Origin of the sequence: Kribbella amoyensis (assembly GCF_007828865.1) — a bacterium.
Classification (GTDB): domain Bacteria; phylum Actinomycetota; class Actinomycetes; order Propionibacteriales; family Kribbellaceae; genus Kribbella; species Kribbella amoyensis.
This window is the reverse complement of sequence record NZ_VIVK01000001.1, coordinates 3,842,859-3,865,339: the sequence shown is the minus strand read 5'-3', so window position 1 is coordinate 3,865,339 and position 22,481 is coordinate 3,842,859. Positions and strand designations below refer to the sequence as shown.

At 69.7% G+C, this 22,481-nt stretch carries 20 protein-coding genes; 4 read left to right on the top strand and 16 right to left on the bottom strand.

The annotated features are described in order from the left end of the window. Window positions 1-28: 28 nt before the first annotated feature. Window positions 29-838 carry an IclR family transcriptional regulator gene (locus tag FB561_RS18310; RefSeq protein ID WP_145808257.1) on the bottom strand — a complete coding sequence of 270 codons (810 nt, stop codon included), beginning with the start codon at window positions 836-838 and terminating at the stop codon, window positions 29-31. Beyond that, on the bottom strand, window positions 835-3,201 hold the full coding sequence (locus FB561_RS18305; protein WP_145808255.1) for an FAD-dependent oxidoreductase: 2,367 nt from the start codon (window positions 3,199-3,201) through the stop codon (window positions 835-837). Before FB561_RS18305 ends, FB561_RS18310 begins: the two co-directional genes overlap by 4 nt. Before the next feature lie 210 nt (window positions 3,202-3,411). Between FB561_RS18305 and FB561_RS18300 the strand changes: the two genes are divergently transcribed. Next, a complete protein-coding gene (locus tag FB561_RS18300; RefSeq protein ID WP_145808253.1) occupies window positions 3,412-4,368 on the top strand; it encodes an NAD(P)-dependent alcohol dehydrogenase in 957 nt (318 codons plus the stop codon). A 17-nt stretch (window positions 4,369-4,385) separates the two neighbouring features. On the opposite strand, the gene FB561_RS18295 is transcribed toward FB561_RS18300, so the two are convergent. After that, entirely contained in the window at window positions 4,386-5,321 is a 936-nt protein-coding gene (locus tag FB561_RS18295) for a LysR family transcriptional regulator (RefSeq protein WP_170284700.1), read from the bottom strand. 85 nt (window positions 5,322-5,406) lie between these two features. Between FB561_RS18295 and FB561_RS18290 the strand changes: the two genes are divergently transcribed. Together FB561_RS18290 and FB561_RS18285 are read left to right on the top strand one after the other, a co-directional pair. Further along, a complete protein-coding gene (locus FB561_RS18290) occupies window positions 5,407-6,306 on the top strand; it encodes an alpha/beta fold hydrolase (protein WP_145808249.1) in 900 nt (299 codons plus the stop codon). Window positions 6,307-6,419: 113 nt separating this feature from the next. After that, window positions 6,420-7,937: a DUF3558 domain-containing protein gene (locus tag FB561_RS18285; protein WP_145808247.1), complete on the top strand. Its 1,518-nt coding sequence runs from the start codon at window positions 6,420-6,422 to the stop codon at window positions 7,935-7,937. A 414-nt stretch (window positions 7,938-8,351) separates the two neighbouring features. On the opposite strand, the gene FB561_RS18280 is transcribed toward FB561_RS18285, so the two are convergent. From FB561_RS18280 to FB561_RS18255, 6 genes are all read right to left on the bottom strand, one after another. Beyond that, a complete protein-coding gene (locus tag FB561_RS18280) occupies window positions 8,352-8,969 on the bottom strand; it encodes a hypothetical protein (protein ID WP_145808245.1) in 618 nt (205 codons plus the stop codon). A 72-nt stretch (window positions 8,970-9,041) separates the two neighbouring features. After that, a complete protein-coding gene (locus FB561_RS18275; RefSeq protein ID WP_145808243.1) occupies window positions 9,042-9,773 on the bottom strand; it encodes a hypothetical protein in 732 nt (243 codons plus the stop codon). Between the two features lie 23 nt (window positions 9,774-9,796). Further along, window positions 9,797-10,315, bottom strand: coding sequence for a SigE family RNA polymerase sigma factor (locus FB561_RS18270; RefSeq protein WP_145808241.1), 519 nt, complete (start codon window positions 10,313-10,315; stop codon window positions 9,797-9,799). Between the two features lie 167 nt (window positions 10,316-10,482). After that, window positions 10,483-10,911 (bottom strand): hypothetical protein, encoded by a 429-nt coding sequence (locus FB561_RS18265; protein WP_145808239.1) that lies wholly within the window; start codon window positions 10,909-10,911, stop codon window positions 10,483-10,485. Then, window positions 10,908-11,567, bottom strand: a complete 660-nt coding sequence (locus FB561_RS18260; RefSeq protein WP_170284699.1) for a DNA/RNA non-specific endonuclease — start codon at window positions 11,565-11,567, stop codon at window positions 10,908-10,910. The genes FB561_RS18265 and FB561_RS18260 overlap by 4 nt, the downstream gene beginning before the upstream one ends. 110 nt (window positions 11,568-11,677) lie before the next feature. Further along, window positions 11,678-13,186 (bottom strand): alpha-L-arabinofuranosidase C-terminal domain-containing protein, encoded by a 1,509-nt coding sequence (locus tag FB561_RS18255; protein ID WP_145808235.1) that lies wholly within the window; start codon window positions 13,184-13,186, stop codon window positions 11,678-11,680. A 100-nt stretch (window positions 13,187-13,286) separates the two neighbouring features. On the opposite strand from FB561_RS18255, the gene FB561_RS18250 reads away from it, so the two are divergent. Beyond that, window positions 13,287-14,495 (top strand): ROK family transcriptional regulator, encoded by a 1,209-nt coding sequence (locus tag FB561_RS18250; protein WP_145808233.1) that lies wholly within the window; start codon window positions 13,287-13,289, stop codon window positions 14,493-14,495. Here FB561_RS18250 and FB561_RS18245 read toward each other — a convergent pair. From FB561_RS18245 to FB561_RS18215, 7 genes are read right to left on the bottom strand one after another with little or no spacing between them, the layout of a single operon-like run. After that, window positions 14,492-16,357 (bottom strand): hypothetical protein, encoded by a 1,866-nt coding sequence (locus FB561_RS18245; RefSeq protein ID WP_145808232.1) that lies wholly within the window; start codon window positions 16,355-16,357, stop codon window positions 14,492-14,494. The genes FB561_RS18250 and FB561_RS18245 overlap by 4 nt on opposite strands. Before the next feature lie 13 nt (window positions 16,358-16,370). Further along, window positions 16,371-17,969 carry an arylsulfatase gene (locus tag FB561_RS18240; protein WP_145808230.1) on the bottom strand — a complete coding sequence of 533 codons (1,599 nt, stop codon included), beginning with the start codon at window positions 17,967-17,969 and terminating at the stop codon, window positions 16,371-16,373. A gap of 29 nt (window positions 17,970-17,998) precedes the next feature. Beyond that, complete coding sequence (locus FB561_RS18235; RefSeq protein ID WP_145808228.1) at window positions 17,999-18,736, bottom strand: SDR family NAD(P)-dependent oxidoreductase; 738 nt, start codon at window positions 18,734-18,736, stop codon at window positions 17,999-18,001. Then, a complete protein-coding gene (locus tag FB561_RS18230; protein WP_145808225.1) occupies window positions 18,733-19,626 on the bottom strand; it encodes a carbohydrate ABC transporter permease in 894 nt (297 codons plus the stop codon). Before FB561_RS18230 ends, FB561_RS18235 begins: the two co-directional genes overlap by 4 nt. After that, window positions 19,616-20,530, bottom strand: coding sequence for a carbohydrate ABC transporter permease (locus tag FB561_RS18225; RefSeq protein WP_337692315.1), 915 nt, complete (start codon window positions 20,528-20,530; stop codon window positions 19,616-19,618). Before FB561_RS18225 ends, FB561_RS18230 begins: the two co-directional genes overlap by 11 nt. Before the next feature lie 2 nt (window positions 20,531-20,532). Further along, window positions 20,533-21,396 carry an SMP-30/gluconolactonase/LRE family protein gene (locus FB561_RS18220; RefSeq protein WP_170284698.1) on the bottom strand — a complete coding sequence of 288 codons (864 nt, stop codon included), beginning with the start codon at window positions 21,394-21,396 and terminating at the stop codon, window positions 20,533-20,535. Beyond that, window positions 21,393-22,478 (bottom strand): enolase C-terminal domain-like protein, encoded by a 1,086-nt coding sequence (locus FB561_RS18215; RefSeq protein WP_170284697.1) that lies wholly within the window; start codon window positions 22,476-22,478, stop codon window positions 21,393-21,395. Before FB561_RS18215 ends, FB561_RS18220 begins: the two co-directional genes overlap by 4 nt. Window positions 22,479-22,481 lie beyond the last annotated feature (3 nt).

The following is a 22,481-nucleotide window of genomic DNA, read 5'->3' as shown; positions in this document are numbered from 1 at the left end:
TGCCGAGCGAGGCGTTCGCCCCGGGCGGTCAGGTCAGGAAGGATTGCTCGACCAGCCGCCGCGCCTTGTGCAACAGCAGCGCCAGCCGGTCAGGTCCGAGGGCACCCACGTCGTCCACGATCGCCAGCGCCACCGGATGCGGCTCGGGAGTGATCAGCGGAATCGCCCCACTCGTGCGCCCCTCCACGACCCAGTCCGCCATGATGAGTACGTCGTCGGCCACCGTGGCGCGGGCCTTCGCGAGCAGGCCTTCCTCGGTCGAGGGAACGATCTCGGGACGACCGCCCCACCCGTTCCGCTGCCGCGCCATCCGCAGAATGTGCAGCGCCTCCTCGTCCGGCAGGTCGACCAGAAGCCGAAGGCCAGGCGCGGAAACGTTGATCGGGAAGGCGCCGGTCCAGAACGCCAGCGGCTCCGACCCGCTGGTCTGGCGGAGCAGATAGAGCAACTCGTCTCGCCACAACATGCACATCGTCATGGTGATGTCGCCGTGCTCGGCGGTGAGCTGCTCGAAGGCGGCACGAGGCCGCTGGATCAACGGCAGCCGCGTGGTCGCCGACCCCAGTGCGAGGACCCCGTAGTCCGGCGCGAACCGGCCCTGGTCCTTGCGGACGTAGCCCACCTCGCCCAGCGTCGCGAGGATCCGGGATGCCGAGCTCTGGTGCATCCCGATCCGGCGGGCTATCTCCGTGGCCGTCATCGGTTCTCCCTCGTCGACGAGCATCCGCAGGATGTGCAGACCCCGGGCCAGAGCCTGATTGCTGCCGCTCCCCGGAGGATTGCGCTCCGAACCCGCTGCGATCGGCGCCGGTGCCGCGTCGCTCCTGAAGTCGGTCACGGCCGAACACCCCCGTGGTGACGAAGGATCCGGGCGTCCGGGTCGGAATAGCAGCGGACGGAGAAGATCGCGGCCGGTGCGGCGCCGTTCACCGCCTCCACCTCGACGATGAGCTCATCGGTACTGACCACTTCGTCGAGCACCAGAGTCCAGCGGCTCTGGTGATGATCGTGTACCTCGGCCAGGACCCGTGCACCCGACCGGACCCGGAAGTCCCGGACGCAGTGCGGCATCGCGTCCTCGGGCTGACCGTAGAGGACCGATTCCATCGCATGGTCGAAGTCGGTGTCGAACGCGAGCTCGATCCGGCCGATGTCGACCGGCTCGTCCCAGCGCACGACCAGGCTCGGGCGTCGGTCGTCGAACCCGGCGATCCAGGCGTTGGTCGCGGACGTCGGTCGGTCGACGCCGTTCGAGACGGCCGCCGGGTCACCGAGCAGGACGGGTGGATCGAGAGTCAGCGCGAGGTTCCGCCCCTTGGGCCGCCGGACCGGCGCCCAGAACTCGAAACCGGGGCATCCGGTGCCGGGGTCCTCGGCCTGGTCGCCGCGGTGGCGCAGCGGTACGAGGCCGGTGACGAGCTGGTCGGACTCGCGTACCCGCACCTGATCGTTGGCGAGCAGGCACAGGGTGACGTAGCCGGCCTCTGCCTGGTGGGCGTCGAAGTCGACCTTGATCAGCTGGTCGTCTCCCTTGTCCAACCGGACCTTCCTCCGGGAGAGCACGCGGTCCGGCGTGAAGTCGTCCGGACGGCGGCCCTGGCGGAGCTCTACCCGCAGCGTGGTCGGCTCGGACACGTCGAGGCGCAGGCCGAACTGGGGCACCGGGCCGGCGGGCAGTGGGAGCAGCTGACCGCGGTCCTCCGCCAGCGGCAGGGCGGATCCGTTGGCGGGCAACGATCCGAGTGCGAGTGCGGAAGTCGCCGACACGCGTCCACGCCGTACCAGGTCGTCGCCGTCGCTGAGCGCGTGCTGGGGGATGTGCTGCCCCAGGCGCAGGAGTTCACGCTGCAGCTCGGCCATCGACTCCGGCTCGACAAGGTCGGCCGGGCGACGACCGTCGCGCAAGCACAGTGCCGCAGCCACCGCCACGGCCTGGGCGCAGTGCGCCGACGTGCCCATCACACGGGTCGATCCGAATGCGACGTGGCTGGCACTCATCACCCGGCCCGCCAGGAACAGGTTGTCCACGTCCCGGCTGACCAAGGACCGGTACGGGATCTGGTAGGTCCCACGACTGTGCAACTGGTTGCAGCCGGGCTTCTCGCTGAAGACCCCGTCGGCCGGATGCAGGTCGATGGACCAGCCGCCGTACGCAACGGCGTCAGGATGCTGGGTCTGGCCGAACACGTCGTCCTGACGGAGCATGTAGAGCCCTTCGAACCGACGGCTCTCCCGCTTGCCGGGGATCGTCCCGACCCACTCCAGCGTCAGGTTCTCGGCCTCGGGAAACTCACCGGAGTTCTTCAGGTGGCTCCAGACGCCGTACACCACCTGCCACAACCGCCACTTGATCGTCTCGGTCTCGTGCACGGTGTCGAGGCGTCCACCCCACTCGATCCACCAGAGCCGGCAGCCGTCCTCGCTGGTGTTGAAGTTGCGCGCCCGCGGGATCGAACTCAGATCGGACAGCGCGAACGCCGGCGGTGTGAAGCGCACCGGGTGGCCGACATCCTTGCTGTAGAAGTAGATCGAGTGTCCGAGGAGGTGGCCGTAGTCGTCGGAGGGGGCGAACTTCTCGCCGAACTCCGAGCTCGCTTCGGCCCCCATCCGGAACGCCGCACCGGCAAGGAAGGCCAGCGCCCCATCGCCGCTGGAGTCCAGGAACAGGCGTCCGGCGATGTCGTACCTCGTCGAGTTCTGGCTGCAGAACGCCGCGACACGTTCGATCCGGCGGCCGGAGGCGTCGGCCATCTCCACGTCGACCAGAGCCGTGTTGAGCAGCACGGTGAGGTTCGGCTCGGCGGTCGCCTTCTCCAGCAGGACGGTGTCGAAGATCAACGGGTTGCCGTCCTGGTTGCGGTACGTGTTCTCGACCAGGATCTCGTCCACGACCCCGCCCTCGCGGGCCCACCGGTTGTTGTTGCTCATGTGCGCGGTGGCTCCGAGGACCCACAGCCGCACCTCCGACGACGAGTTGCCGCCGAGCACCGGCCGGTCGTGGACGAGGATCACCCGGACCCCCGCGCGGGCCGCCGTGATCGCGGCGCAGGTACCCGCCAGGCCGCCGCCGACGATCACCAGATCGGCGTCGCGGCGCTCGGTCCGGAAAGAACGCCGATCTTCGGCCGGGGCGACGAGCAGTCTCCCTCGATTCGAGGTGACCGTTGATGCCTCAGACTGAAGACTGCTCGTATCACGCATTGCAGGACCATAACCATGCGCCTGACGCATGACAAGAGCCCAGCTTGCACTTGGCCCGCGAATTCGATCTCGGCACACATCGCGGCTACCTCGATGACTCCGCAGCGCCGGATTCGTGACATCCCGCGCCGAAAGCCCTGCTGATTCCCTGGCGGGCTGCCGTCGCGGGTTGCTACTTTGCGGCGTGACCAGGTGGGTGGTGGGGCAGGGGTGAAGGCGGTCGTCCACGACCGCTACGGCGGTCCCGAGGTACTGCGGGTCGAGGACGTCCCGACGCCTGCTCCCGCCGCCGGGCAGGTCCGGGTCAGGGTGGTCGCGACTTCGGTGAACCTGAGCGACTGGGAGTGTCTGCGCGGATCGCCCGCCTACGCACGGATCGGCGGGCTGCGGGCGCCGGCTCGGCGTACCCTCGGGTCGGATCTCGCCGGCGTGGTCGACGAGGTCGGCGACGGGGTGACCCGGTTCCGGCCCGGTGACGAGGTGTACGGCGACAATCTGCAGCTCAAGGGTGGTTTCGCGGAGTACGCAATCGCGCCGGCGTCCGTGCTGGCTCACAAACCCGGTCAGCTCAGCTTCGCGGAAGCGTCGGCCGTTCCGCAGGCGGGCGCGATCGCCTGGCAGGGGACGGCGGGGGCCGCGGCCGGACGCAGGATCCTGATCAACGGTGCCGGTGGCGGGTCAGGGATGTTCGCGATCCAGCTCGCCCGGCGGCTCGGCGCCCAGGTCACCGGGGTCGACAACGCCGGCAAGCTCGAGTTCATGCGCTCGGCCGGCGCCGACGAGGTGATCGACTACCGCCGCGACGACTTCACCAGGACCGCCGATCCCTACGACCTGATCCTTGACCTGGTCGCACACCGGTCGGTGTTCGCCTACCGGCGGGCGTTGGCCCGCGGCGGCAGGTACCGGTGCGTGGGCGGATCGGTACCGACGCTGCTGCGCGTACTCACCGCCGGCTGGCTGGTCGGCCACCTGACCGGCCGCACGATCGGAGTCCTTGCCGTGAGGGAGGGACCGGCTCAGTTCGAGCCGCTGGCCGACCTCTGCGCGTCCGGGCAGGTCCGCATCGCCATCGACCGCACATTCGCTCTCGATCAGGTCCCCGCCGCGCTCGCCCACGTCGGCGAGGGCCGCGCGCTCGGCAAAGTGGTCATCGACCTCACTTGAACCGTGGCCGGCACGACTCAACCGTCCGGGCGCTCCCGGAGCCAGTGGTCGGCTGGACGGTTGAGCCAGGTCTTCTGGTGGGTGTCGATGATTTGGTGCAGCAGGTCGACGCCTGGGTGCTGGAAGCGGGTGCGCCACAGCATGGTCCAGGGGTACAGCGGGGTCGGGTCGACCAGGGGGCGTAGGACCGCGGACGGCACGTCGTACTGGCTGGCGAGGGTGAGGACTGCTGGTTCACCTGGGCGGATGTGGTGGGCCAGTTCGTTGACGCCGCGGACCTTCGGGTGGGTCGGCGCGGGGAGGGCGCCGGTCAGGGTGACGAGCTGGCGGGCGACCTCCTCCCACTGGTCGGTGACGTGGTCGCCGGCCAGGTAGCAGATCGGCTCGTCGCGGAGGTCTGCCAGCGGGATCGCGGGGAGCTCTGCGAAGCGATGGCCTTCGGGGACGAGCAGTGCCAATGGTTCGAGGCGGACGAGTCGGTGCTGGAGTCCAGCCGGTAGCGGGTCGGGGCCGAGGGCGGCGAACGCGACGTCCAGGGTTTGGGCGGACAGCTGGGCCAGTGACTCGGTCAGGCTGGAGTTGAAGGTGGTGTAGAACTCGAAGCCGGCTTCGTGTGGTCTCGCCTCCGCCACCAGTGAGGCGGGTGTCGTACCGTGGCCGCCGACGTCGACCACCAGCCGGTCGCTCGGTCCGCGGAGGCGTCGGAGCAGGTCGTCCTGGCGGGCGAGCAGGTCCCGGGCTCCGTCGAGCATCAGCTCGCCTTCGGCGGTCAGTTTCACTGTGCGGGTGGTCCGGTCGAGGAGGCGGACGCCGAGCTGGTCCTCCAGCTTGCGTACGTCGCGGCTCAGCACCTGCTGGGCGACGAACAACTTGGTGGCCGCCCGGCGGAAGTGGAGTTCCTCGGCGACGACGACGAAATGCCGGACCAGCCGCAGGTCGAGGTTCTTCTCCACCCGGCAAGACTGACACACGTTTCGTGTCAATCCGGGGTACGAAGGTGTTGGACGGGCGGCGCGCGTTCCGCCCAGGATCGACGGCATGAACTCTCCTGAACGCGTCATCGAGACCAACGGCATCCAGCTGTGCACGCAGACCTACGGTGCACCGGAGGATCCCGCCGTGTTGCTGGTCGCCGGCACGTCGTGCTCGATGGACTGGTGGACCCCGGACTTCTGTACCGCGCTCGCCGGCCGCGGCTTCTTCGTGCTCCGCTTCGACCAGCGCGACACGGGCCGCTCCAGCCGCGACGAGCCCGGCAACCCGACGTACTCGCTGACCGACCTGACCCGTGACGCCGTCGGAGTCCTCGACGGGTACAGCATCGACCAGGCGTACTGGGTCGGCTTCTCCCAAGGCGGTTGGGTGAGTCAGCTCGCCGCGCTCGACCACCCCGACCGCGTCGCGGCGCTCACCCTGATCTCGACCCGGCCGACCGGGCACGGACAGGCAGATCCCGATCTGCCGGAAGTCACCGCCGAACTCCTCGCCACGTGGGAGCAGTCCGGTGAACCGCTCTGGGACGACCCGGCGGCGATGATCGACTACCTGGTCGAGTCCGAGCGATCACTGGCGGCCGCACCGTTCGACGAGCAGGCCGCCCGCGCCATCGGTACGAGCTGCGTCACCCGATCAGCTGATCTCCGGTCCGCCGTCATCAACCACCCGATGGCCGACCAAGGCCCGCGGTGGCGCCATCGCCTCGAGGAGATCGCCGTACCGACGGTGGTCCTGCACGGCGACCAGGACCCGCTGTTCCCACCGGCCAACGCCACCGCCCTGACGGCCGAGATCCCGGGCGCCGTACTCCAGTTCCTCCCGGTCGGCCACGAGCTGCCACCCCGCGTCCACCCGACCGTCATCGAGGCGATCACCGGCAGCGCTCTCAACTCCCTCACCGCGGGCGGCGGAAGCAGAGAGGGTTCTGAGACCGACCGCTGATTGGCTCCTCCCATGCCCAAGACCAGATCGAGTACTGCTGACCTCCGAACCGACTCCGGCCTCCGGTTCCGTCGCGGAACTGGACTGGACCTGAACGACTCGAAGGTGACGGCATGGTGTTCCGGGTTCTGGCGATCGGCGTGGTGGTTCCCGCGCTGCTGTTGACGGCGTGCAGTTCCACCGACGACCCCAAGGAGGCTTCGACGCCTGTCAGTGCCCCGAGCACCTTGCCCAAGCTGCCTCCGGTGACTCATCCGAGCCCGAAGGTGCCGCGCGATCGGGACCTCGCCCGGGTCTTCGCGAGCCTGACAGCGCTCGACGCCTGCGCACTGCTGGCCCCTGGACGGGCGAAGGTACCGGGCCTGCGGACCGCCAAGCTCCGCCGGACCGCGCCGCACCGGTGCGAGGTCGAGGGCAAGGTCGGGGCCGGTCGGAATGTCCTGATCCGGGCTTGGCCCGCGGTCTCGAACTCGTGGTCCCAGCGGTTCCCCATGGCCACCGCCAAGTTCGGCGGCGTCAGGATCTACCAGGTGGCCACGGAGAGCACGTGCAGGGTCTTCGTGCCGGTTTCGTTCGCCTACTCGATCGCGATCTTCGGCAGGTCCAGCTCGGCCGGGAAGGAGGCTTCCTGCCGGGAGACCGAAGCGTTCGCCGCGGCCGCGATCCCCGTCCTGGCCAAAGCGTCGACGCCCACCCGCGGACGACCCGCGGGGTGGAGTGGATGCACTGCGCTGAGCGCGATCCTCGGTCAGCCGATCGGCTCGGTGGAGATGTTCGACGGCGTCGACGACTGCAGAAAGGCGGGTGTCGGACTCGGCCTCATTTACGACTCGGCGCCGGAGTACGACGGAAAGGACGAAGTGGTCCGGATCGGCGGACGGCAGGTCGAGCTGACCGGCGGCGGTGACCAGCTCTGTGTCGCCACCTGGAGCGAAGGTTCGTCCGGGCAGCCCGCACCGTACGAGAATCTCCTCGTCTCGCTCAGTGCAGCGAACTGCGCCGAGGCGAAGCGATGGACCCAGAAGGCACGGACCGTGCTCGCCGGCCCGGCGCGCAAGGGGCCGGCTCCGCAGTACCCGATCTATCTCCGCGCCGACGAGCCGCATTCCGACAAACCAGGTGGCTGCGCGGAGCTGGATGACGTGACCGGCAACCAGCACTGCCTGCCGTACGTGCCGGTCGAGGCGCCGAAGGGCGGCCAGGAGGTACTGCGGCACGTGCGCGCCGATCGCAACGTCCTTTGCGCGATCAGTGTCGCCGCAGTGCGCCGGCGGTTCGGTGCCGAGCTCCAGCCGATGACCACCCTCCCCGAGAACCCGCCCGGGCAGCTGGGCACCTGTACCTACCTCGAGCCGACGCGCGCTTTCGCGATCACGGTCGAGGTCGGCGACCAGCCGGTGCTCGGCACCCGACCGACCCCCACGACCGTCAAGCTCGCCGGACGGGACGCGGTGATCGTGAGCGACCCCGACGGCGAGCGGGCCCGACTGGAGCTGACCAGCGCCGACGGCGCCTTCCTCAGACTGACCTTCCAGACCTTCCCGCCTCGCGGCACCGACGGCCCGCCGGACACCGCCCGCATCGAGCAGTTGCAGCCCTTCGCCGAGGAGATCGCCGGCCAGTACTTCTGACCACCGGCGATGATCCAGTCAGCGCGGGTCGCGGGCCTTCTCGCGCAGCCAGGCGGGGATGTACCCGTCCCCGCGCGGGAACTCGGCGAGATCTGTCGCGTACGCCCCGGCCCGGCTGGTACATCTGCAGCCGCAGCGTCTCGAACTTCGCTCTGGGACTCAGCAGACAGTCTCAGCGCCCGACCTGCCTCAGGCCTGTCGCCACGTTCTTGCGAGCGACAGGCCTGCGGCACGTGTCCGGATCCTCACTGCCGATCGCCTTGCGCGACCGGGTGCCCAATGTTGCCGCAGGCAAGGTATTGGACGCCGCCGCACGACAGGTCGGGGCCGTTGCCGATCGGCCTGAGGTGCGTTCGACCCGATCCGGTCCGCCGCGGTGGGCAACGGCGTACCGGATCGGTCCTGCGGCTCGGCTCAGCCGACGGTGGTGGACACCGTGAACCCCGGCGGGCTCTTCACCGGGCCTTTGCCCAGGGGATCGGCGACCTTGCCCGGGAACTGCTGCAGCAGCCGACCCGATCGGTCATAGGCGAACACCCCGAAGCCGAAGGTGGACGGGTTGGTCGGTCCGGCCGCCTCCCCGGTGTACGACTCCCCCTTGAGCTTGACGGTAGCCGAGGTCCAGCCGTCGCGATGCTGTACGGCGGCGTACCAGGCCTTCGTCCCTCGGGTGAAGACCACCGTGTGCACCTTGGTCGTCGGGAAGCTGGAACTCAGCTCCGGGCCGCCAGGAGCGGGCTCCACGCGGAGCGAGGAGTGCAGCGTGTCCTTCGTACCCCGTGGCGTGACATCGGTGCGCCCGGGCACCGCGGCCGGGCGCTGGTTCTGGAACACGAACTTCGACTTCGTGGCGCCCGACGCCGGCTGCGCTTGCCGCGAGGCCGTGATCTGCTCGGTCTTCGCCGTCTCTCGCAACGGCGCGGCCTGCTCGGTTCTCGCCGCGGCGACTGCGGCGAACCCGGCCCCCGAGACTCCGGCGACCACCAGCCCCGCCATCACGATCCGGGCGGTACGGATCTTCTTCGATCGCATTGTGCTTCTCCTGCTCGTCGATTGCGTTCGGACGCGCTGTAAACGCCGCCTGCGCGGAAAAGGTTCTGCTGATCAGCACCCTCTGGTCTCGAGCGGGCACCCCGTCGGATCGACCGGGTGACGTCGCACCACCTTGCCGCCGGCATCGATCAGTTCGACCTCGGCCGGTCCGTTGCCCGACGTCTGCAGGCTCTGCATGATCCAGTAGCTTCCGACGACTTTCGCATCGGCGCGGGACCCATCCTCGAAGCGGTAGCGGATCCGCTTGATCCCGTCAGGCAGGATTCCGGCCGCCCAGTAGTAGTCCGTCAGCTTGCCGCTCACGGTGATCACGTTGAAGGCCGTTGCGAAATCTGAGCCCTGGAACGACCCGCCGCCCAGCGGCCGCGCCTGGCTGACGACAGCGCGGCCCCGATCGGCCACGGTGTCGCAGCCGAGCCAGACGTCCGGGCCCTTCAGCACCAGCACCTTCCCCGCGACGCCTGGCAGCGAACTGCCGGCAACTACCTCCATCTTCGCGGCCAAGTCGTCGGGAAGGCGGGCAGACCGCTTGGCGGAAGCGGAGATCTCCGCACGGCAGGCACGCTCTGCCGGACTCACGGATTCGGGTGACGTGGACGGCGTACTGGCCACCGGTGGCAGCGTGTCCCGGCCGGAGCCGGCCACCGTGGTGACAACCCCCGCGGCAACCAGTACCGACACGGCCGCCAAGGCGGCCGTCACCTGACGGCGTCGCCGCCTGCGATGACCGGCGATCACCGTGGCCGGGTCGAGTGGCTGGAAAGCGTTCGGCACCGACTGCAACGCCCGGGCCAGGTCCTCGGCTCTCATCTCTGCTCTCCGATCATGCTCGCGTCGAGCGACGTGGTCCGGAGTTTCCGAAGCGCCCGGAACGTCACGCTCTTCACAGTCCCGACGGCCACCCCGAGGACGGCCGCCGTCTCCTTCTCGCTCAGATCCTCGAGATAGCGCAGGACGACGACCGACCGCTCACGCTGGGTCAGAACCGTCAGCGCCTGGGTGATCGCCAGGTTTCCGGAAATTGCCTCGGCACCGTCCGGCGCCGCACCGCGCGAAGTCCGGTCGAGCTCCGGCGGGCCACCGACCGGCCGCTCCCGCCAGATCCGGCGCCGCAGCCACGACAGATGGTGGTTGGTCACCGCGCGCCGGACGTAGGCGTACGGGTCGCCCGCACGCACCCGGTCCCAGTGCGGATACACCTTCTCGAGCGCGCTCTGCACGAGGTCTTCGGCCTGGCTCTTGTCTCCGCAGAGCATCCAGGCGAACTGCAGCAACCGGGTCGAGCGAGCCTGCACGAAGTCGGTGAAATCCTCGTCCCGATCCATACCTCACCTGTCCGTCGTCGAGCCTGTCGGTGCTGGAACGCGATCAGGGCACAAAAGGTTCTTCGGTGCCTGAAACCCGTCAGGACTTCGACTCAGCTCGGACCGACTCCTGGGAGCCGGTGGTTCGCAGGGCGGGCCCAGGGGTACCCCCGAGGCAGCACAGCGGGTCAGCGCGGGTTTCGGGCCTTCTCGCGGAGCCACGCGGGGATGTACTCGTCCTCGCGCGGGAACTCGGCGAGATCGGTCGCGTAGATCTCCGCGCTGACCGGAATCGACCACGACGGTTCGCCCTCGTAGTCGAAGTCGGTCGAGAAGCGGCCCGCCCTGGTGATCGTGAGGCTCGCGGTCAGCCACGCACCCCGGCCCGGCTGGTACATCTGCAGCCGCAGCGTCTCGAACTGGCCTTCAAGCCCGTCCGGCAGCGGGTCGACCTGCTCCGACTGCCCGGCGGCGTTCACCACCGAGGCGTCGAGCTCGGCGTACGGCGCTGTCACCCGGTACGTCGCGCTGACCTCGCGCCACCCGGCCGGCAGCGCGGCCGTCAGCGCCCGGGCCATCGTGTCGATCGTGTCCATCTCGGTGGGCTTCTCGCTCATTCGTGTCCCCGGGTCGGTCGCGGCTTGGTCTCCTTGAAAATACGCCGGGGAGACCTGCTGCCTTCATGACGGTCGATGACGGCCCGGGCCGACGGCCGGCGCGACGAGGCATCGGCGTAGCGGACGTCGATGCTCGCGTGCACCTGGATCCCGGCGGCCCGCAGCGCCTGCCAGCTCTCCTCCATCCGGCGCCAGTTGTCGCTGCCCTTCACCGCCTGGTTCTGGGTCCGCGACTGCGCGGTGAGGTTGATCGCCTCACCCGGCCCGTCGAGCGACGTCGCGAACAGATGCCCACCGTCGTCCTCGCGCTGCCGATACGGCTCGCCGGCTTCGCGCTGGGCCTGGAGATTGCGCCGCTCGTCGTTCTCCGCCGACGGCAGCCACCCGAGCCACCCCTCGGCATGGGTGACCCGGCCCGCCTTGTCGGTGACGTACAGGTAGCGTTCGTCGACCACGTACACCGCGGATGGCTCGGGTTGCATCAGCTGGTCGTTCCAGCGCTCGCCCCGTCCCGAGGTCTCCTTGTGCACGACCAGCCCGGCGTACCGCTCAGGTGCCTGGGGAACATCGCGGGGACCGTACCCCACGGCCTGGACGTCGTCCGGGTCCGCAGCCTGCTCGACCCGGCCCGAACGGCCGCGAGGGTGGTTGGCCATGGCCGCCACCGTAATCAGGCGCGGCCGCTGAGTCAGTACGTCTCGCCCGCTCTCCATCGACCGTGCGCGCGCTGTTTCCCCGCGCTCCACCGGCTGGTCGCTTTGTGCCCTCAGCCGGCGAGCGGGGTGGCCGTGGTGAGTTCGATGATCGAGTACGAGCTTGCCGGGAGTTCGACGGTTCGGTCGTCGTCCAGCTTGAGTTCCTCGGAGGTCGGGGTGACCGCGTCGGGGGTGGTGACGGTGTTCTGGGTCAGCGGGTCGTCGGTGTGGAGCTGGTGCAGGCGGACGAGGTTGGTCGCCAGCGGCCGGCCGAGGTCCAGGGTGAGGTGGACCGGGGTACGGGCGCGGTTGACGACCGAGAGCCAGACGGTGGTGTCGCCCGGGTTCGTCGAGGCGCTGATGTCGACCGCGGGAAGGTCGAGCGACGTCCGTTCGAGGGTCTCGCCAGGGACGGTCGTGGTCGCCGTGTCACCGGCGAGGGAGACGGTACCGCTGTGGTGGCGTTGCAGCTTCAGGGGCCAGTAGACGGTTTCGTGGACCACCTGGTCGTCGGTGACCACGAGGGCGCCGACGACGTTGATGGTCTGGGCGAAGTTCGCCAGCGTGACGCTGTGGGACTGACGCTGCAGGACGTTCAGGAACGACGCGACCGCCAACGCGTCCACGGTCCGGTACCGCGTCTGTCCCGGCCGCCACTTCGGGCTCATCTCGAACCGGGTGGCGTCGGCGCAGTTCCACTCGGTGAAGGCGAGCTCCGGCTTCGGCGTCCCGGGCTTCTCGCGGGCGACCAGGTCGACCAGGCCCTGGATCGCGACGATGTCGGCCTCGGTGCGGTACGGGCCGCTGAGGACGCGGGCGTAGCCGCCGTCCTCGGACGCGGGGTCGAACGGCCAGTACGTGTGCAGCGTCAGGTAGTCGATGTGCTCCCACGCCTCCCGGAGCAGGGCGAGGTTCCAGTCGACCGCCTGCGCGGGCTCGAAGCAGCCGATCGCGAGCACCTTCAGGGTCGGGTCGATGCGCTTGATCGCCTTGGCCCATTCGCGGCAGCGGACGGCGTTGTCCCGCGGGCCGACCTGGCCGAGTTCCCAGGAACCCCACTCCTCGTTGCCGATCTGCCAGTACCGGACGTCGAACGGTTCCTCGTACCCGTGCGAGCGCCGCAGGTTCGCGTACACCGAGTCGCCGGTGCCGTTGCAGTACTCGACCCAGGCGAGCGCCTCGCGCAGCGAACCCGTCCCGGTGGTGAGGTTGATCTGCGGCTCGGCCCCGATCCGCCGGCAGTACGCCACGAACTCCGCGGTCCCGAACCCGTTCCCGACGTCGTACCCGAAGTGCCAGTCGACGGTCCGGTCGCGCTCCTCGCTCGGGCCGACCCCGCGCTCCCACTCGTACGACGTCCCCGTGCACCCACCCGGCCAGCGGACCACGGGCGCACCGAGACCCGTGATCGCGTCGACCACGGTCCGCCGCAAGCCGTCGGCATCCGCGTCCGGGTGACCGGGGTTGTGCAGCGCCTCGTCGGCCACCCAGCGGCGGCGGGACAGGAACTGCCCGTAGATCTCCGGCCGGATCGTCCCGTTGACGGTCCCGCGCAGCTTGAACGTCGCTCGTGTGCTCACTCCGGATTCCTTCCGCCAACTTATCTCTGAGTTGAAGTTAAATGGCCCGGTTCGGGGGTGTCAATGGACCGGACCGACCCACGGTGCTAGAACCGACGGCATGACAGCCGTCCCGCGTTCTGCCCAGCTGAGCGATATCCGGCAGCAGAACTACTCGACGATCATGCGCGAGCTGATGCGCTCCGGACCGACCGCGCGCACCGACCTCGCCACCGCGATCGGGATGTCGACCGGATCGGTCACCCGGCTGACCGGTGCCCTGGTCCGCTCCGGGCTGGTCACCGAGGTCACCGAGCCGACGCAGCGCGGGATGGGCCGCCCGAAGGTCCCGGTCGCCATCGACGGGTCGCGGTACGGCGTGATCGGGGTGCACTTCGGCCTGCACCGGACGATGACCTGCCTGATCGACCTCCGCGGCCGGCTGATCGCCGAACTCCCGACCACCGAGCGGACCACCAACCTCCGGCCGCTGGTACGGAGTGTGGCGCGCTCGGTCCACAAGATGCTCGACACGCACGACCTGACCGTGCTCGGGGTCGGCGCGAGTACCGGTGGCTGGGTCGACAGCGCGGCCGGGAAGGTGCACAGCCAGCCGGTCCTCGGGTGGCAGGACGCCCCGCTGGCGGCGATGCTCGGCGACCTGGTGGACCGGCCGATCCGGGTCGACTCGCAGGTCCGGGCACTCGCGCTGGCCGAGCACTGGTTCGGCGCGGCGACCGGCGTGGACAACTTCATCCACCTGTTCGTCGGCAACGTCATCGGCGCGGGGTACGTGTTCAACGGATCCCCGTACCGGGGCGCGCACTCGGCCGCCGGCGGTCTGGATCACCTCCCCGTCGCGGGCCGGTCCAGCGAGCCGTGCACCTGTGGCAGCCGGACCTGTTTCGCCGCGGTCGGCGGGGACCTCGAGGTCGCCCGCCGGGCCCGCGCGGCCGGCCTGATCAGCGGCGACCAGGAGGTGTACGACGTGTTCGCCCTCGCCGTGAACGGTGACGCCCGGGCCCGCCGGCTGCTCCAGGATCGGGCCGCCCTGGTCGGGACCGCGACGGCGACCCTGATCGAGCTGCTCGATCCCGAACTCGTCGTGATCGGTGGCGGGATCGCCGCTCCGGTCGACCACGTCGCGGTCCTGCGCGAGAGTGCGCGGGCCAAGCTCGCGGTCGACCGGGGCGGCGACGTCGAGGCACGGATCCGGGCCAGCGCCTTCGGCCCGCACGCCCTCGGCATCGCCGCCGCCGCGATCATGCTGGACGCCGTCTACCGCTCCCCCGAGACCTTCGTCGCCGCTCTCAGGGCGAACGCCGTCTAGGAGGAAAGCTCGATCAGGCTGACCGAGTGCGGTGGGAGTTCGGCGTCGACCTTCGGGTCGTTGGCCAGGGTTTTCGTTGCCGGCTGCACCGGTTGTGCCTGGTCGTTGTTGTACGCCGTGATGTCGTCGTCGGTCACCGTCGTCTGCCGGGCCGACTTCACCGCGGGTCCGCCGGCCGGATCGACGGTGATCGGCAGCGCCTGGTCGAGACTCCGGTTGACGACCAGCAGCTGCAACCCGTGCTTGGTCCGAGTCGCCGCGGCCACAATGGCTGTGTAGTTCTGCCCAGCCACGACCGGGTTCCCGGCGACCGTCACCTGGCGTGGTGCGGCTCCGATCATCGGCGCGGCCAGGGTGAGCGTCATCGACCGGCCGGTGATCCCGAAGCCCGGTGGCGAGGCGAGGATGTTGCCCCAGTCCCGTTTCGCCGGGTCGGCGTTCGGTCCGCCGTTCAGGTTCGAGTTGACGGAGAGCTGGACGCCGTTGCCGAGTTGCCCGATCAGCATCGTGGCCAGGTAGACGTTGTGCATCTGCATCGCCGCGAAGTTGCTCGGCGTCCCGACCCCGGTCGGCCCGTTCTGGCTGATCGTGCCGTACTCGGTGACGGTGAGATCCGGCCGCTGACGCGGATCCGGGAAGTACTTGCCGAGTTGCTTGCGGAGGTCGACGAGCTCCTGTGTCGGGCGGTCGCTCGCGTTCATCAGCTGCTGGTACAGCTCGGTCGAGTCGTACGCGCCCTCGGCGTCCCCGCCGTGCTGGTCGGTGTAGGAGTGGATCCCGAGGCAGTCGTACGGACGTTTGCCCATGGCATCGACGAACTCCGGCTTGCCCCAGCCCGAGCAGACCGTGATCCCCGGGTCGACCGCCTTCATCGCCCGGACGAAATCGAGGAACCCGTCGTGCCGCCCGGTTGTGTACTCGAGGCTCAACGTGGCGCCATTCGCCGGGATCGCGCCGTGGACACCGTCCCCGAAGGTGACCGTGCCGTCGGCCGTCCCGACCTGGTACACCTGATCGGCCGGACCCGCGGTCGCCAGCGAGTCGACCCGGGTCCAGCGCGCGCCGTTCACGGTCAGCACCGGCTCCGCGATCGGGCCGGACCCGGGCGTCGTGTCGGCCGGCAGCGCGATCGGGGGGTAGCGCGTCCGGTACGTCTGTCCGCCCGCACCCGTGCTCGTCTTGCGGTTCACCAGGTCGCAGCCGCTGAACAGCCCGTCGTCGTTCTGGTACGTCGCCGACGCCGCGGTCTGCCGGCTCCACCCGCCTTCGATGAACTGCCGTACCCGCGTCTGCTGGTCGAGGTCCCGCCAGTACCGCTGTCCGTCGAGGAACGGCTCGTTGCCGTACTCCCACGTCTTGATGCCGTACGGCGCCGGATGACCGTTCGCCGCCCGTACCTCGGCCCAGTCGGTCCCCCCGTTCGGGTTGGTCGCGGCTCCGTCGCTGGGTGCGTTCATGTACTCGACGTAGTCCGCCGCGTCCTGGGCGGTCTGGTTGATCGACGGCACCATCACCATCGTCTTCGCCCCGATCGCCTTCTTGAAGTCGAAGAAGTTCGCCACCGTCCCGCCGGGATAGCGGATCAGCTCGAGATCGGCTACCTGGGCCGCGTCCGCGAAGCCCGCCGCCGGGCCCTGGGTCGCCGGGTCCCAGGCGCCGAGTTCGTCGTCGATCCAGCGGGCGTTCGCCCCGAAGATCTCCGGCGCGATCGGCGGCGCGGGAACGCCGTCCGCCATCATCAGTGGCCCCTGATCCACCCGGATCGCGACCCGGTCACCTGGTCGCGCGTCAGCCGGCAACTGCACCTGCGTCAGGCCGGCGGCGATCAGCGCCAAGGCGATCGCCCCTGTTCGCTTCTTCATGTCCGTCGTCCTTTCAGGCGGGCTGTTTCGGCATCGACGCGCGGGCCGCGAGGACATCGCCGTACGGGATCACGCCGATCGAGTCCGCCCAGGCCTGCCATTTCGCGGCGAGGTCCTCGACCCGCTCAGGGTGCTCCGCCGCGAGGTCGTTGCTCTCACTCCGATCCGCAGCGAGGTCGTACAGCTCCCACGCGCCCTCGTACTCGCGGACGAGCTTCCAGTCGCCGGACCGGACCGCGGCGTTACCGATGTGCTCCCAGAACAGGTCGTGCTCGACGCCGGATCCACCCCGGAGCAGGTCCAGCATGCTGACACCTCGCAGGGCCGGCAAGGACTGCCCGTCCCGCTCGACGACCGCCGGGACGCCGGTTGCCTGCAGCAACGTCGGGGCGATGTCGGTCAGCTGGTGCGGTGCGTCGAACACGCCGTCGCTCAGACCGCCGGCAGGCCACGACACGATCAGCGGAGTCGCGATCCCGCCCTCATGGACCCAGCGCTTGTACAGGCGGAACGGGGTGTTCGAGAGATTCGCCCAGGCCTGGCCGTAGCTCGTGTACGTGTCCGCCGTGCCCGGCCGGATCGTGGGCGAGTTGCCCACCCGCATCGGGGTACCGTCGGGCGCGCTCGGCGGGATGATCAGGTGCTGCCGGCGGAACTGGTCCGCGGCCTCCGCGTCACTGCGCAGTTCCTCGGCGCACCCACCGTTGTCCGACAGGAACAGCACGATCGTGTTGTCCCGCTGCCCGGTCTCGTCCAGCGCGGTCAGGATCGTCCCGACGGCGCGGTCCATCGCCCGGACCTGGGCGGCGTACGCCTCCATCCGCTCCAGCTGCCACTTCTGCTCGGGCTCGTCCGCCCACGCCGGAACGGCCGGGTCCCGCTGGTCGAGTGTCGCGTCGGCGGAGCAGATCCCGGCGTCGAGCTGGCGCCGGCGACGACGGGTCCGCAGGACGTCCCAGCCCTCGTCGAACTGGCCGCGTGTCTCGACCAGATCGGACTCCTTGGCGTGCAACGGCCAGTGCGGCGCCGTGAACGCGACGTACCCGAAGAACGGCTGGCCGTCGTCGCCCTGGTCCCGGATCGCGGCCGCGGCGTGCGTCCCGATCTCGTCGGTGTAGTAGAAGTCCGGCCCGAGCTCGGACAGCGGTACCGGGGTCTCGCCGTCGTGCAACGTGGTCGTCTGGAAGTAGCTCCCGGCACCGCTGATCGTCCCCCAGAACCGGTCGAACCCGCGCCGCGTCGGCCAGCTCCCGTCCGGCCGCTCCCGCTCGTTCGACAGGTGCCACTTGCCGGTCAGGTGGGTCCGGTACCCGGCGGCGCGGAACGTCTCGGCCAGGGTGGCGGACCGCTCGGTCAGGCTGCCCGGGTACCCGCCGGGGCCGTCGTTGTTCACCAGTTCGGCGACGCCGGTCTGATGCGGGTGCAGACCGGTCAGCAGCGACGCGCGCGACGGGCTGCAGCGCGCCGTGTTGTAGAAGTTCGTCAGCCGGGCCCCGGTGGCGGCGAGGCTGTCGATCGCCGGAGTACCGATCTCGCCGCCGTAACAGCCGATGTCGGAGTACCCCATGTCGTCGACCAGGATGATCAGGACGTTCGGTCGCGCGGATCCCATGTGCGCCTCTCTGTCTGGTGTGAAGGTGGTCAGGCCCAGCGCGGGAGCATCGCGAGCATCCCGCCGTCGACCGGCAGGGCCACGCCCGTGATCGCGCGGGCCTCCGGGCCGAGGAGGAACGCGACGACCTGCGCGACGTCCTCGGCGGTGACGAAGCGGCCGAGCGGATGGTTGGCCAGCAGGTTCCCGGCCACATCGGGGTCCGACCAGCGGGCCTTGTTCCGCTCCACCGGCACGAATCCGGGGAGTACGGCGTTGCACCGGATCCCTCGCGGACCCCACTCGACCGCACCCGCCCGCACGAGTGCGTCCAGGGCGGCCTTCCCGATCGCGTACGCCGCCATACCGGCCGCTGCCCGTTGCGAGTGCACGCTGGAGATGTGCACGATCGACGACTCGTCCGAAGCGGCGGCGACGACCGCCGTACTCCACGCCCAGGCCGCGGCGACCTGTACGTCGAACACCGCGGCGAGCGCGGCCTGGTCCAGGCTGTCCAGCGCACCCCGCTGCTCGGCAAGCGTCGCTGTCACCAGTCCGCAGACCTGACCGAGACCAGTCGCGGCCTCCAGCGCGCAGCTGATGGTCGACTCGTCGCGCACGTCGCCGACGACCCACTCCGTCGATCCGAAGACATCGAGCCCGGCCGGGCGGTCCACCAGGTCGACGCCGACCACCGCCCAGCCGTGTTTCGCCAGCGTCGTCACGACCGCTGAGCCGATCCCACCCCCGGCGCCGGTGACCAGGGCGACTGGTACCGGCGGGCTCATCCCTTCAGGCCCGAGGTGGCGACGCCGTCGACGATCCGGCGCTGGAACGTGACGAACAGGACCAGCGGCGGCACCAGCGCCAGGGTGCTCATGGCAAGCATCGGGCCCCAGGACGAGTCACCGGTGGAGTCGAGGAACTGCCGCAGCCCCAGCGGTACGGTGAACAGCTCGACGTCGTTCAGGTAGATGAGCTGCTTGAAGAAGTCGTTGTACGTCCAGATGAAGGTGAAGATCACCGTGGTCACCAGGGCCGGCCGCAGCAACGGGAAGACGATGTGCCGGTAGATCTTCCACGGCGAGCACCCGTCCAGCCGGGCCGCCTCGTCCAGCTCCTTCGGCAGCGAGCGGATGAACTGCACCATCAGCAGCACGAAGAACGCGTCGACGGCGAAGAAGTGCGGCACGAACAGCGGGTAGAACGTGTTCACCCAGCCCAGCTTGTTGAACAGGATGTACTGCGGCACCAGCGTGACGTGGGTCGGCAGCATCAGCGTGACCAGCATCGTCGCGTAGGCGATCCGGCGGCCGATGAAGTTCAGCCGCGCGAACGCGAACGCCGCGAGACTGCAGGAGAACACGTTGCCGATGATCGCCGCCACCGAGATGAACAGCGAGTTCTCGACGAAGATGCTGAACGCGGTGGAGACACCCTTCCAGCCCTCGGCATAGTTCGACGGCTCGAAGTGCCGTGGGATCAGGCCGGGCTGGGAGAAGATCTCGTCGGTCGGTTTGAAGGAGCTGGCCACCATCCACACCAGGGGATAGAGCATCACGAGGGTGACCACGACGAGCGCGAAGTGCGCCAGCAGCCGGCGGCCCGGTGCCCAGCGGCGGGTGGCCGGACGCGCCTCGGCGTCGTCGGAGATCGCGGTGAGTCGCTCAGTCGCCATAGTGCACCCAGTACCGGCCGAAGAGGAAGTTGACGGCCACCACGGCGCCGGCCAGCAGCACCAGCATCCAGGCCATCGCGGCGGCGTAGCCCATGTCGAAGTTCACGAAGCCCTCCTGGTAGAGGTACAGCGAGTAGAACAGCGTCGAGTCGGCCGGTCCGCCGGAGCCGTCGCTGATGATGAACGCCGGTGCGAACGCCTGGAACGACCGGATCAGTTGCAGGGTCAGGTTGAAGAACACGATCGGGCTCAGCAGCGGCATCGTGATGCTCCAGAACTGCCGGTACCGGCTCGCCCCGTCCACCTGGGCGGCCTCGTAGAACTCCCGCGGGATCTGCCGCAGGCCGGCCAGGAAGATCACCATCGGGGCGCCGAACTGCCAGACCTCGAGGGCGATCAGCGTACCGAGCGCGGTATGCGGCTCGGAGATCCACGACGGCCCGGTGATCCCGACCAGGGCGAGGATCTGGTTCACGAGGCCGTCGCCGTTGAACACTTTCCGCCACAGCACCGCGATCGCGACGCTGCCGCCGAACAACGACGGCAGGTAGATCGCCGAGCGGTAGAAGTCGAGTCCGCGCAGACCGCGGTTGAGGACGACGGCGACCGCGAGGGCGAAGGCGAGACTGAGCGGAGTGCCCACGACCACGTAGATCGCTGTCACCTTCAGCGACTGCAGGAACAACGGGTCGTCGCCGAACATCCGGCCGAAGTTGCCCCAGCCGATCCACTTCGGCGCGGTCAGCAGGTCGTACTTGGTGAAGGCGAGGTACAGCGACATCAGCATCGGTCCGGCGGTGAACGCCAGGAACCCGATCAGCCAGGGCGCCAGGAACAGCAACGCCCACCCGTTCTGGTACCTCGTTCGTCGCCCGCCGCGCATCGCCGGGAACGCAACAGCCACGATCACTCCTCTCCGACTCGTGTCAACTCGACCCCGACGGCCCCCACCCGCCCGGCGTCCCACACCCGCCCGGACTCCGGGAACCGCTGCAGTGCGGGAGCGTCCAGCCGCTTGGTCCCGGTGGTCACCACCAGCCGGTCCCGGTCGGGCCCGGCGAAACAACAGCTCGTCGTCAACGGCACCGGGACGTCGACCCGGTGCAGGACCCGTCCCGACGGCGAGAAGCAGGTGACGTGCCCACCACCCGCGAACGCGCTCCACAAGTTGCCGTCGACATCGACCGCGAGCCCGTCGGGTGCACCGTCCGACCCGTCGGCCTCGACCACCGTCCGCGGCTCCACCGGATCGCCGTCCGGACCCACGGTCCACGCGGTGATCCGTCCAGGTCGCGTCTCGGTCGTGTGCATGACCGTGCCGTCCGGGCTCCACCCCATCCCGTTGGGAATGGTCCCGCCGTCGATCACCTGACGGACGCGTCCGTCGGGCTCGCGGACGAAGTAGGCACCGGCCCCCGCGGTCCAGTCGTACGCCATGCTCCCGACCCAGACGCGTCCACGGGGATCGGTGACCGCCTCGTTCAGCCGGACGGCGTCCGAGTCCAGCAACCGGGTCCGCTCACCGAACCCGTCCACCTCGGACCACTCGACCAGGTCGGTGCCGAGTGCGACCACGTACGTCTTGTCGTCGACCGCGAGCGCTCCGGCGAGCGGTGCGCCGAGGTGCGTCGTCCGCGTCCTCCAGTCGGTGCCGTGGAGCGTCGCGTGGTGCAAGGTGCCACCGTCGATGTCGACCCAGGTGAGGGTGCCGGTCGCGGCGTCCCAGCGCGGGCACTCGCCGAGCGTCGACACGGGTCCGAACCAAGTCACAGCGCTTCCTTCGTCGTCGTCGGTCGGGTCATGGCCGTGCCGATCCCGATCCCCGGACCGATCGGCCGCAGGGTGCCGTCGAGCACCGTCTCGGCGGGTTCGATCAGGGTGAGCCGGTCCGCCTCGCCCCAGGCGTACTCGAGCCACGTGCCATCGCCACCGAGGGCGGCCAGGTGAGCGGCATGCGCGGTACCGACCGGGCCACTCGGGTTGTGGAAGGTCAACCGCGTCTCCCCCACGGCCTCGGCGATCCGGGCCACGCCGTCCGGTCCACCGGCATGCTTCGGATCGACGAGCCAGTACCGCAGCGCTCCGCCGGCACACGCTGCCGCGGCGACCACGGGATCCCACACGTGCTCCCCCGCGGCCAGTGCGAGCCCGCCCTCGGCGGCCGATTCCAGCCCCGATCGGTCAGCCACCAGGTCCTCGACCCAGTACAGCGCCAGCCCGGCCAGTTCCCGCGTCACCACGGCGAGGTGGTCGGCGGGCACCCGGTGATGGCAATCCACCATCAGCTGGACGCCGGCTGGGATCGCCGATCGCACCCTGGCCACCAAGTCGAGCGCGAACGCGATCAACCGCGTACCCGACAGCCCAGCCGCGTGGGCGTCCAGGAAGGGCGCCACCTTCACAGCCGTGAATCCGTTGCCTATCGCGCACAACGCCTCGGCGACGATCGCGGCCGGCCCGTCCGCACCGAACCGCCGGTTGAGATTGGCGTACAGCCGCACCGGCCGAGGTGCACCCAGCCCCAGGGACTCGGACAAGGCCCGCCCCTCGATCCGGGCGACCAGGTCGGCGAACGCGGCCTCGTACCCACCGAGCACGGTCGACCACAGGAACCCGTCACCGGCAAGGCGCCGCCGCACCAGCTCGTCCTGCATCGCGACCCGCGCCTTCTCCACCGGCAGGCCCGTGATCAAGAAACCCACCGACCGCGCCGCCGCGACCAACGCATCCACCGGCGCGCCGTCGGACAGTTCGCCGACGCCCCGGATGCCGTCGGCAACCACCTCGACCATCGTCCAGGTACTCCGGCGCGACGCTCGATGCGACCACACCACCGCGGACTCGACGTCCATCCT

Excerpts from the sequence above, each read along its gene's own strand:
- FB561_RS18305 (WP_145808255.1), bottom strand. The coding sequence starts at position 3,201 with ATGCGTGATACGAGCAGTCTTCAGTCTGAGGCATCAACGGTCACCTCG.
- FB561_RS18290 (WP_145808249.1), top strand. The coding sequence starts at position 5,407 with ATGAACTCTCCTGAACGCGTCATCGAGACCAACGGCATCCAGCTGTGC.
- FB561_RS18285 (WP_145808247.1), top strand. The coding sequence starts at position 6,420 with ATGGTGTTCCGGGTTCTGGCGATCGGCGTGGTGGTTCCCGCGCTGCTG.
- FB561_RS18280 (WP_145808245.1), bottom strand. The coding sequence starts at position 8,969 with ATGCGATCGAAGAAGATCCGTACCGCCCGGATCGTGATGGCGGGGCTG.
- FB561_RS18270 (WP_145808241.1), bottom strand. The coding sequence starts at position 10,315 with ATGGATCGGGACGAGGATTTCACCGACTTCGTGCAGGCTCGCTCGACC.
- FB561_RS18265 (WP_145808239.1), bottom strand. The coding sequence starts at position 10,911 with ATGAGCGAGAAGCCCACCGAGATGGACACGATCGACACGATGGCCCGG.
- FB561_RS18260 (WP_170284699.1), bottom strand. The coding sequence starts at position 11,567 with ATGGCCAACCACCCTCGCGGCCGTTCGGGCCGGGTCGAGCAGGCTGCG.
- FB561_RS18250 (WP_145808233.1), top strand. The coding sequence starts at position 13,287 with ATGACAGCCGTCCCGCGTTCTGCCCAGCTGAGCGATATCCGGCAGCAG.
- FB561_RS18245 (WP_145808232.1), bottom strand. The coding sequence starts at position 16,357 with ATGAAGAAGCGAACAGGGGCGATCGCCTTGGCGCTGATCGCCGCCGGC.
- FB561_RS18240 (WP_145808230.1), bottom strand. The coding sequence starts at position 17,969 with ATGGGATCCGCGCGACCGAACGTCCTGATCATCCTGGTCGACGACATG.
- FB561_RS18235 (WP_145808228.1), bottom strand. The coding sequence starts at position 18,736 with ATGAGCCCGCCGGTACCAGTCGCCCTGGTCACCGGCGCCGGGGGTGGG.
- FB561_RS18230 (WP_145808225.1), bottom strand. The coding sequence starts at position 19,626 with ATGGCGACTGAGCGACTCACCGCGATCTCCGACGACGCCGAGGCGCGT.
- FB561_RS18215 (WP_170284697.1), bottom strand. The coding sequence starts at position 22,478 with ATGGACGTCGAGTCCGCGGTGGTGTGGTCGCATCGAGCGTCGCGCCGG.